The 8,648-nt window shown below is 74.7% G+C and carries 6 protein-coding genes and 1 pseudogene; 2 read left to right on the top strand and 5 right to left on the bottom strand.

Annotation, left to right across the window (positions count from 1 at the left end):
• Positions 1 to 34: 34 nt before the first annotated feature.
• The 5 genes from HLB15_RS20845 to HLB15_RS20825 form a co-directional block, all read right to left on the bottom strand.
• Entirely contained in the window at positions 35 to 442 is a 408-nt protein-coding gene (locus HLB15_RS20845; RefSeq protein WP_171108257.1) for a hypothetical protein, read from the bottom strand.
• Positions 443 to 670: 228 nt separating this feature from the next.
• Positions 671 to 3,463, bottom strand: a complete 2,793-nt coding sequence (locus HLB15_RS20840; protein ID WP_171108255.1) for a choice-of-anchor P domain-containing protein — start codon at positions 3,461 to 3,463, stop codon at positions 671 to 673.
• A 79-nt stretch (positions 3,464 to 3,542) separates the two neighbouring features.
• Positions 3,543 to 4,061: a hypothetical protein gene (locus tag HLB15_RS20835; protein WP_171108254.1), complete on the bottom strand. Its 519-nt coding sequence runs from the start codon at positions 4,059 to 4,061 to the stop codon at positions 3,543 to 3,545.
• A gap of 140 nt (positions 4,062 to 4,201) precedes the next feature.
• Positions 4,202 to 4,903: a LuxR C-terminal-related transcriptional regulator gene (locus HLB15_RS20830; RefSeq protein WP_171108252.1), complete on the bottom strand. Its 702-nt coding sequence runs from the start codon at positions 4,901 to 4,903 to the stop codon at positions 4,202 to 4,204.
• Positions 4,900 to 6,348, bottom strand: a complete 1,449-nt coding sequence (locus HLB15_RS20825; RefSeq protein ID WP_171108250.1) for a sensor histidine kinase — start codon at positions 6,346 to 6,348, stop codon at positions 4,900 to 4,902. Before HLB15_RS20825 ends, HLB15_RS20830 begins: the two co-directional genes overlap by 4 nt.
• A gap of 101 nt (positions 6,349 to 6,449) precedes the next feature.
• Between HLB15_RS20825 and HLB15_RS20820 the strand changes: the two genes are divergently transcribed.
• The gene (locus HLB15_RS20820; protein WP_171108247.1) at positions 6,450 to 8,132 is read left to right on the top strand and encodes a PspC domain-containing protein; all 1,683 of its coding nucleotides are present in this window, start codon (positions 6,450 to 6,452) and stop codon (positions 8,130 to 8,132) included.
• Positions 8,129 to 8,648: pseudogene (locus HLB15_RS20815) on the top strand (hypothetical protein); the annotation flags it as partial. The gene HLB15_RS20820 and the pseudogene HLB15_RS20815, both read left to right, overlap by 4 nt.

Below are 8,648 nucleotides of genomic sequence, written 5' to 3'. Positions count from 1 at the left end.
GGCGGTTTGGGCGGATAGTTGAGGGATCAACTACCTACGACGACATCCAACATAACGGGTCCCGTAACGTATTCCTAGGGGGCGGTCCCAGCGGCACGATCGGACGGAAGCGGTGGTGACATGGCGGCGGGACGGGCTCGGGCGGTGCCACGGGCTCCCGGGGGACGACCGGGACGGTGCCGAGCGCCACGACCTGGGCGGGGGCCGCGTCGGCGGGACCGTCCGCGCCGCCCGGCCCGCGAACCTCCGCGTCTCGCCGGACCGCACGGACGGTCAGCACGACCCACTCGGCCACGGCGGCGACGGTCACCACGCCCGCGACGACGCGGAGCACGAAGTTGAGGGGGTCCCAGGCGTTCGCGGGGTTCGCGAGCGTGCCGAGCACCCAGACGATGCCCGCGACCAGGGCGACGAGGAGGCTAACGATTCGGCGTGTGCGCACTGGACCTGGCTTCATCTCCGACGGACGTGCGGCGACAGCCGCCGAAACTGTGCACGATGCCCCTGCTCGGGGCACCTCCGCGAGGTATCGACCCCGCCCGGGCACCGCAGCGTATCAACGCGTCCGACCAGTGTGAACGCACTGCGGGCGACTTCATCCGCTGCCGTGGGAGCGAGGCGTCGGGCGCCCGTGGGGCCCGGTCGGGAGACCGGGCCCCACGGGCGGCCCTCAGCTCGCGCAGTTGTGCACACCGCTGTTCGCGGAGGCGACGACGACGTCGGCCAGTCCTCCCTCCAGGGCGGTCAGGCGCAGGGCGCGGACGGTGAGCCCGTGCTCGGCGTCGGGGTCGGGCACCTGCTCGTTGACGACGATCCGGGCGAGCCCCGGCAGAGCGATCTCGGTGTTCGGCTCGGTGCCGACCTCGATCTCGTCGCCGCCGATGCGCAGCGTCATGCCGGTGCTCCCGGTCGCCGACCCGTCGCCCTCGCACGTGGCGACGGCCTGCGCGGTCGCGTTCTCGACCTCGATGACCGGCAGCCCGGGCAGGCCGATCCGCACCTCGTCGACGGTCGTGGTCGCCACCGCGGTACCCGGCGCGAGCGACGTGGTGACGTCCGGGCACAGGGCGGCGGCGCGCAGCAGCACGACGTCGAGGTCGGCGAGGCACGGGGTGTCGGTGCTCGTCGCGTCCGCGGTGCGGACCGCGCCGGTGTCCGGTGTCGGCTCGATCTCGAACCCGACCAGCGGGAGCGGGACGCTCGCGCTCAGCCCGGACGCGCGGCCCGTGTAGTACTCGAGCAGCACGGTCGCGGACGCCGTCGACGGCTCGTAGAAGGCGTCCCCGGCGAACTCGACCGACACGGGCACGGTGGCGTCCGCGTTCAGCGGCTGGTCGACGGGGTCGACGGTGCACGCGACCGCACCGGACTCGTCGGTGGTACCGGTGCACTCCTGGCGGTCGTCGCCCGCGCCCAGGGCGAGGACGACCTCGCGGTCGGCGACGGCCGGCCCGTCGGCGGTCTCCTCCGTGAGCACCCCGGACAGCTCGACGGCCGTGCCGTTCGCCACCTTCTCGGGCCCGGTCCACCGCAGCGCGGTCTCCTGCCGGGTCACCGTGAACGCCACCGAGTCGCTCGACGGCTCCAGGGTCGCGGTGCCGGCGAAGGCGACGTCGACCGTCGTCGACCCGGGGGTGTCCGTCGGGGTGAGCTCGCAGCTCGCCACGCCCGCGCCGTCGGTGGTGCCGGAGCACTCCTGCGACCCGCCGCCCGTGCCGAGCGTGAACGACACCGGCTGGTCGCTCACCGGGCTCCCGCCCGCCGTCAGGGTGGCGGACGCCGTGAACGCGTCGTGGAAGTCGGCCTCGGCCGGGCCGGTGTAGGTGACGACGGTGGGCTGCCGGCCGATCGTGAACGCGACCGTGTCGCTCGCCGGCGCGACGTCGCGGTTGCCCGCGAAGGCGGCGGTCAGGGTGGTGTCGCCCGGGGCGTCGGTCGCCGTCAGCTCGCAGCTCGCCGCGCCGGACGCGTCGGTGGTGCCCGAGCACTCCTGCGCGCCGCCGCCCGAGCCGAGCGTGAACGACACCGTCTCCCCCGCCAGCGGGCTCCCGCCCGCGGTCAGCGTGGCCGAGGCGGTGAACGTCGCCCGGAAGGCCGCCGACGTCGGCCCCGTGTACACCAGGCCGGAGTCCTCCTGCGGCAGCGCGGCCGCGAGATCGATGCGGGGCGTGGTCACCTCGCCGCCCCCGCTGGCATACGTCACGTCGACGCCCGTGTCCTCGAGCAGCGCCTCCAGGACGTCCACGGAGTCACCCGGCCGCTCCTCGCGCAGCAGCGCGAACGCGCCCGTGACGTGCGGGGCGGCCATCGAGGTGCCGTTGAGCGCCACGTACTCGTCGTCCGAGTCGCTCGGCACGGACGACGTGATCGAGGTGCCGGGCGCGAACACGTCGAGCAGGGAGCCGCGGTTGGACCCGCTGTCCCCGTCCGGGCTCCAGACGGCCGGGGTGTCGTCGTCGTCCGTGGCACCGACCGTCACCGCCTCCGGGACGCATCCCGGCGAGCTGACCGCGGCGTCGTAGTTCTCGTTGCCCGCCGAGATCACCGGGGCGATCCCGGCCGACCGCAGATCCTGCAGCGCCGACCGGTACGGGCTGTCCGTGCACGCGGAGGCGTGCTCGCCCGAGCCGAGGCTGAGGTTCGCCGCCGCGACGTCCCGATCGAGGTCGCGCACGAACTCCAGCCCTCGGATGACGTCCGAGTCGGTGGCCCGCAGGCACGGGGCGGGGCTCGGCGAGCAGTCCTCCGCGTCGTCGTAGCGCGAGAAGACCTGGACGGCGACGATGCCGGCGGCCGGTGCCACGCCGTCGCCCGGGGCGTTTCCCGTCACGGCGCCCGCCGCCGTGCCGGCGACGTGGGTGCCGTGGTCGCAGAGCTCCTCGTCGCACTGCGCGGCGCCCTCGCCCGTCTGGTCGTCCTCCCCGTTCGGGCACATGGACCGGGGCCCGCTCGAGTAGCACGCCTCGGCCACGACCCACCCGCCGAGGAACTCGTGGTCCGCGTCGACGCCGGTGTCGAGGATCGCAACGGTCTGCCCGCTGCCCCTGATGCCCCGTGCGTGCACGTCGTCACCGTTGATGACGGGCAGGCTGGAGTCCATCGTCGGTGCGTTGAGCCGGTCGGGGTGCACCGAGACGACCTCCGGCGACTGCGCGAGCTCCTCGATGGCCGCCGCGTCGGCCGTGACCGCGACCAGCGGGAACCGGTCGAACACGTGCACGGTGCGGATCTCGGCGCCGCTCGCCCGCATCTCGCCGACGACGGCCTGCTGCTGACCGAGCCGTTCCGTCTCGACGATGACCCGCAGCGGGCCCTCCTTCTCGGCCTGCGCGACGAGGGCACGCTCGCCGTCGTCCGGCGGGGCCGCGCCCGCGGACGCCGCGCCGAACAGGGTGGTGCAGGACAGGACGACGGCGAGCGCCGCCGCAGCGGGTCTCCGGACCCGGGGTCGTTGCAGACGCATGGATCTCCCTCTTTCTGGGGTGGTGCAGATCGATGGAGCGGTGCGGTGTGCGGTACGTGTGGTGCGGTGGTGCCGGGTCTCAGTGGACCCGGACGATGCCGTTCTCCCAGACGTGCGTGACGCGCGACGAGGCGTACAGGGCGCGGAGGCCGTCCTCGTCGACGGTCAGCGTCATCTGGGGGTTGCGCTGGAAGCGCGTGGTCACCTGGGCGTGCTCGGGGTCGAGCTCGTCGACGAGGTCGTCCTGCGCCGCCTCGATGAGCCGGGAGCGCTCGGCCGGGCCCGCGTCGGCGTCGGCGACGGCGAGCTCGACGATCACGCTCAGCGTGCCGTCCTCCCGCACCTGGTCGAGCAGCTCCTGCTCGTCGGGGGCGGGCGTCGCAGGCGGGTCGGCGGTGTCGGACGGGTCGGCCGAGGCGGTGGGCGACGCGGTGGGCGACGCCGTGGCCGACGCCGAGACCGACGGCGCGGGGTCGGTGGCGCCCGGCGTCGGGGCGCCGTCCGACGGCTCGCCGCCCGTGCACCCGCCGAGCAGCAGCGCGGCGAGCGCGAGCGCCGGCACAGCGGCCGGCACGGCGGTGCGCAGACGACTCGTCACGGTGTCCCCCTCGGCGGGCGTCGACGTCGGCCCGCGCACCGAGGCTCACACACCGGGTGAAGCGGGCGCAACGAAAGTCACTTCACCCGCGCCGGGCGGGGCTCTCCCCCGAGCGAGTCGCCGGCAGTCGACGTCGCCCGTCAGAGCAGACGGCGCGCCACGGCCCAGCGGGTCAGCTCGTAGCGGGACGAGAGCTGCAGCTTGCGCAGCACGGCCGAGACGTGGGTCTCGACGGTCTTGATCGAGATGAACAGCTCGCTCGCGACCTCGCGGTACGAGTACCCGCGGGCGATGAGGCGCATGACCTCCTGCTCTCGCTTGGAGAGGCGGTCGAGCTCGTCGTCGGCCACGGCGATGTCGTTGGCGGACGCGCCGAACGCGTCGAGCACGAACCCGGCCAGCCGCGGCGAGAACACGGCGTCGCCGCCCGCCACCTGCACGACCGCCGACGACAGGTCCGACGGCGCGATGTTCTTGGTGACGTAGCCACGGGCCCCGGCGCGGATGACGGACACGACGTCCTCCGCCGCGTCGGACACGGACAGGGCGAGGAACCGCACGCCCTCGGTGAGCAGGTCCGCGCAGCGCTGCACCACCTCGGCGCCGCCTCCGCCGTTCCCGCCGGGCAGGTGCACGTCGAGCAGCACGACCGGCGGGCGGTGCTCGTGCACCGCCGCGACCGCGGAGTCGACGTCGTACGCCTCGCCGACCACCGTCACGCGGTCGTCGAGCGAGGCCCGCACGCCCGTGCGGAACAGGTGATGGTCGTCCACGAGCACCACGGGCACCGGGATCGACACGGAGCTCTGCGTGCTGCCCGACGGCGTCGCGGGGGTCGTCATCTCGTCGCACCTTCCACAGTGGCCGGCACGGTCCGCGGCGTCGCCGCCCGTGACCTGCCGTTCTTCTCGGTCTTCTTGTCGCCGTTGCCTTGCCGCTCCACCGGCATCCGCAACCGCACCTCGGTACCCCATCCTGGCCTGCTCACGACCTCGGCGGTGCCCTCACGGCGCCGGACGCGCCCGAGGATCGACTCCCGGACCCCGAACCGGTCCTGCGCGATCTCGTCGAGGTCGAACCCGTCGCCGCGGTCGCGGACGAACACCTCGGCCACCTCGTCGGTGACCTCCAGGTACACCGAGACCGGCGGCGCCCCGTGCTTGAACGCGTTGAGCAGCGCCTCGCGCGTGGCCTGGAGCAGCGCGGAGGTCTCCTCCGTCGGGGGACAGTCGCCGACGACCACCGTCTCGACCGTCAGCGGCGCCACGGCGTCCTCGATCTCGGCGACGAGCTCCTTGAGCTCGGCGGCGACGGACGTGCCGGGCTCCCTGCGGTCGTCGTACAGCCAGCCGCGCAGCTCACGCTCCTGGGCGCGTGCCATGCGCGAGACGGCCTCGGGGTCGTGCGCCTGGGAGCGGATGAGAGCGAGGGTCTGCAGCACGGAGTCGTGCAGGTGCGCCGCGATGTCGGCGCGCTCGGCCTCCCGGGCGCGGGCGGCGCGCTCGTCGCCGAGCTGCCGCACCAGCCGGATCCACCACGGCACCGAGACGAGCACGAGGCCCGCGACCATGGCGACGGACGCGACCGCCGCCTGCGCGAGCACGCTGACCGGTGTGTCCTGCCCGACCAGCATGAGCACGCCGAGCATGGTCAGCACGACACCACCGGCGAGCCGCAGCAGCGCCGTCCGCGAGCGCAGCAGCGAGCCGTTGCCGCCGCCCACCCACTTGTCGCGCTCGGTGGCGTCGATCTGGCTCCAGGCGAGGGCCACACCGCCGAGCCCGATGAGCGCGGGCAGCACCCAGGAGGCGACCGGGTCCCACCCGGCGCGGTACGCGACGAGCAGCGCGGCGCTCGACAGGAGCACGACGCCGACCCAGATGTCGCGGACGGCGAGCCGCGAGACGGGCCCGGACAGGCGGACGCGGTCGGCCAGCGAGGCGGCGTTGCGCTCCTGCGCCCCGGCGTCGGCGTCGGCGTCCGTGGTGAGGCGCGGCGCGAGGCGCCTGCGCTCGGCGGGCAGCTCGTCCTCCGGGCGGGTGGGCACGCCGGTGGGGACCGTCACCCACCAGAAGATGTAGGCGACGACGCCGGCTCCCGCGAAGGCGCTGAGCACGACGAACACGACGCGGACCACCCAGACCGGGACGCCGGTGTGCGCCGCGAGACCCGCGGCGACGCCGGCGAGCCAGCGGCCGCTGTACCCGGGCCCTGCCTTGCCCGGCCTGCGGAGCGTCAGTCGTTGGTTCACCCCCCGATCGTCACATGCAGCAGGCCCCCTGAACATGCCTGAGCCTCGATCTCAGGGTCCTGCGCCGGGGGAACCAGGGTTGGTTCAGGGCCTGCCCCCGATGCCCGGGGTACTGAGTCTCGGACAGCATGGTCACCATGAGCACCGACGAGACGCGTCCTGGAGACGCCACGAGCGGGCCGGGCGGCCCGGCCGACGCGGGGTCGGCCGGCGACACGACGTACGCCGGCCCTGCAGCCGACCCCGCCGCACCGGCGTCCGAGCCCCAGCCCGACGCCGCACCGCCCGCAGCCGGGCCCGCACCGGCCGCCGGTCACCAGCAGCCGTACGCGGAGACCGGCTTCTTCGCGTCGATCCGCCGCGGTCTGTTCCCGCGCTCCGAGCAGCGCTGGGTCGGTGGTGTCGCGGGCGGCGTCGCCGAGCGGATCGGCTGGGACCCGCTGCTCGTCCGTGGCCTGCTGATCATCAGCTTCTTCCTCGGCGGCATCGGCCTGGTGCTGTACGGCATCGGCTGGGCGCTCCTGCCGGAGCGGGACGGCCGCATCCACCTCCAGGAGGCCACGCGCGGCAACTTCGACGTGGCGATGCTCGGCTCGGTCGCGGTGTTCCTCATCGGCTTCGCGTGGGGCGGCCCGGTCGGCTGGTGGGACACCGGCAACTGGGAGTGGGTGGCGCTCCTGTTCTGGCTGGCCGTCCTCGGCGTCACGATCTACCTCATCGTCCAGGGCGTGCAGCGGCACCGCGAGTCGCGGCGGGCGGGCTTCCCCGGTGCCGCGACGGCGGGCGCCGTGCCGACGCCTGGTGTCCCGACACCCGGTGTCCCGACGCCTGGTGTCCCCACGCCCGGTGCCCCGGGCTCCGACACGTCCGCCGCCCCCTTCGCGCCCGCCCCGCCGGTCGACTACCGCCGCCGGCCCGACGCCACGCCGGTCTCCGGTGCCGTCCCCGCGGTGGCCGGTGCGCCTGGCTCCGCGTCCGCCGCTGCGACGGCACCGCACCCGATTTACCGTCCGACGTCGATGCCCACCCCGCAGCCGCAGCTCGTGCGGACCGCGCCGCCCGCCCCGCGCGTGCGCCGCGGCCCCGGGGGCGCCGCCGTCGGTATCACGCTCGGCCTGGTGCTGCTGACCGGTGCCGCGCTGCTGGCCATGGGCCGGTGGGGGCCGGGGCGCTTCTCCTTCGGTGACGACACCCTCGCGGCCATCTGGCTCGGCATCTCGACGGTGATCATCGGTACGGCGATCGTCGTGTCCGCGCTCCGCGGCCGGTCGAGCGGCTGGCTCGGCTTCTTCGCGATCGTGTCCCTGGTCTTCGGCCTCGGCTACATCACGGTCGCCACGGCGGAGGCGTCGTGGTGGGCGGACGAGGCGGTCGTCACCGGCCGCCAGATCGAGGACATCGTGACCGAGCCGTCCAACCCGCGGGCGGCCACCCTCACCGAGGGCACCGTGACCGTGACGTCGGTCGACCAGGCCGAGAACGGGTTCTACGTGCGGTGGGGCGCCCCGGAGATCGACCTCTCGCAGCTCGACCTCTCCGACGTCGAACCGGGCGACCCGGTCGTCGTGCCCATCGAGCTGGGCGCGGGCCAGACCGTCGTCACCGTGCCCGCCGACGTCCCCGTCGAGGCGGACGCCTCGGTCGCGGCGGGCAACGTCCGCTGGACCGTCGACGACCAGGACCGCTCCGCGAGCGGCGTCGGGCAGGACATGTACTTCGCGAGCGACGAGGTCGGCGCCGACGGCGCGGTGCTCAGCCTCGACATCCGCGCCGGCGCCGGTGAAGTGATCGTGACCGAGACCGAGGGAGACAGGCCATGACCGAGCGTGACACCCCGGGCGACACCCCGCCCACCACCTCAGGCCCGACCGAGGGCCAGGACGCGAGCGAGACGATGAACGACACGACACAGACCCCGGACGACGCCGTCGACGACACCCAGGTGCTGCCCCCGGCGGCCGTCGACGCCGCGGAGCCGACCCAGGTGACGCCCACGCCGTCGACCCCGCCCACGCAGGAGATCGCCCAGGCGACCCAGCGCCTCCCGGCGGGCCTCCCGGCGGGCACGGCCCCCGAGGGGCAGGTGCACCCCGCCTACGGCGCCGCCGCGGCGCGGGTCCAGGCCGAGGAGGCCGGTGCCGCCGCCCGAGTCCAGCTCGAGGAGGCGGCCGCCCGCTCCCGGGAGGAGGCCAGGCGGGAGGCGGTGCGGGACGACGTGCAGGACGCTCCGGTCACGGACCCCGCCCCGGGCGCGCCCGGGTCGGACACGGGCTCCCCGGAGACCGCGTCCCCGGCCGCCGCCCCGACGCCCGCCGCCCCGACGCCGACCGCCGTCA

This window comes from Promicromonospora citrea (assembly GCF_013004695.1).
Taxonomy (GTDB): Bacteria; Actinomycetota; Actinomycetes; order Actinomycetales; family Cellulomonadaceae; genus Promicromonospora; species Promicromonospora citrea.
This window is presented reverse-complemented; position numbering and strand designations above follow the sequence as displayed.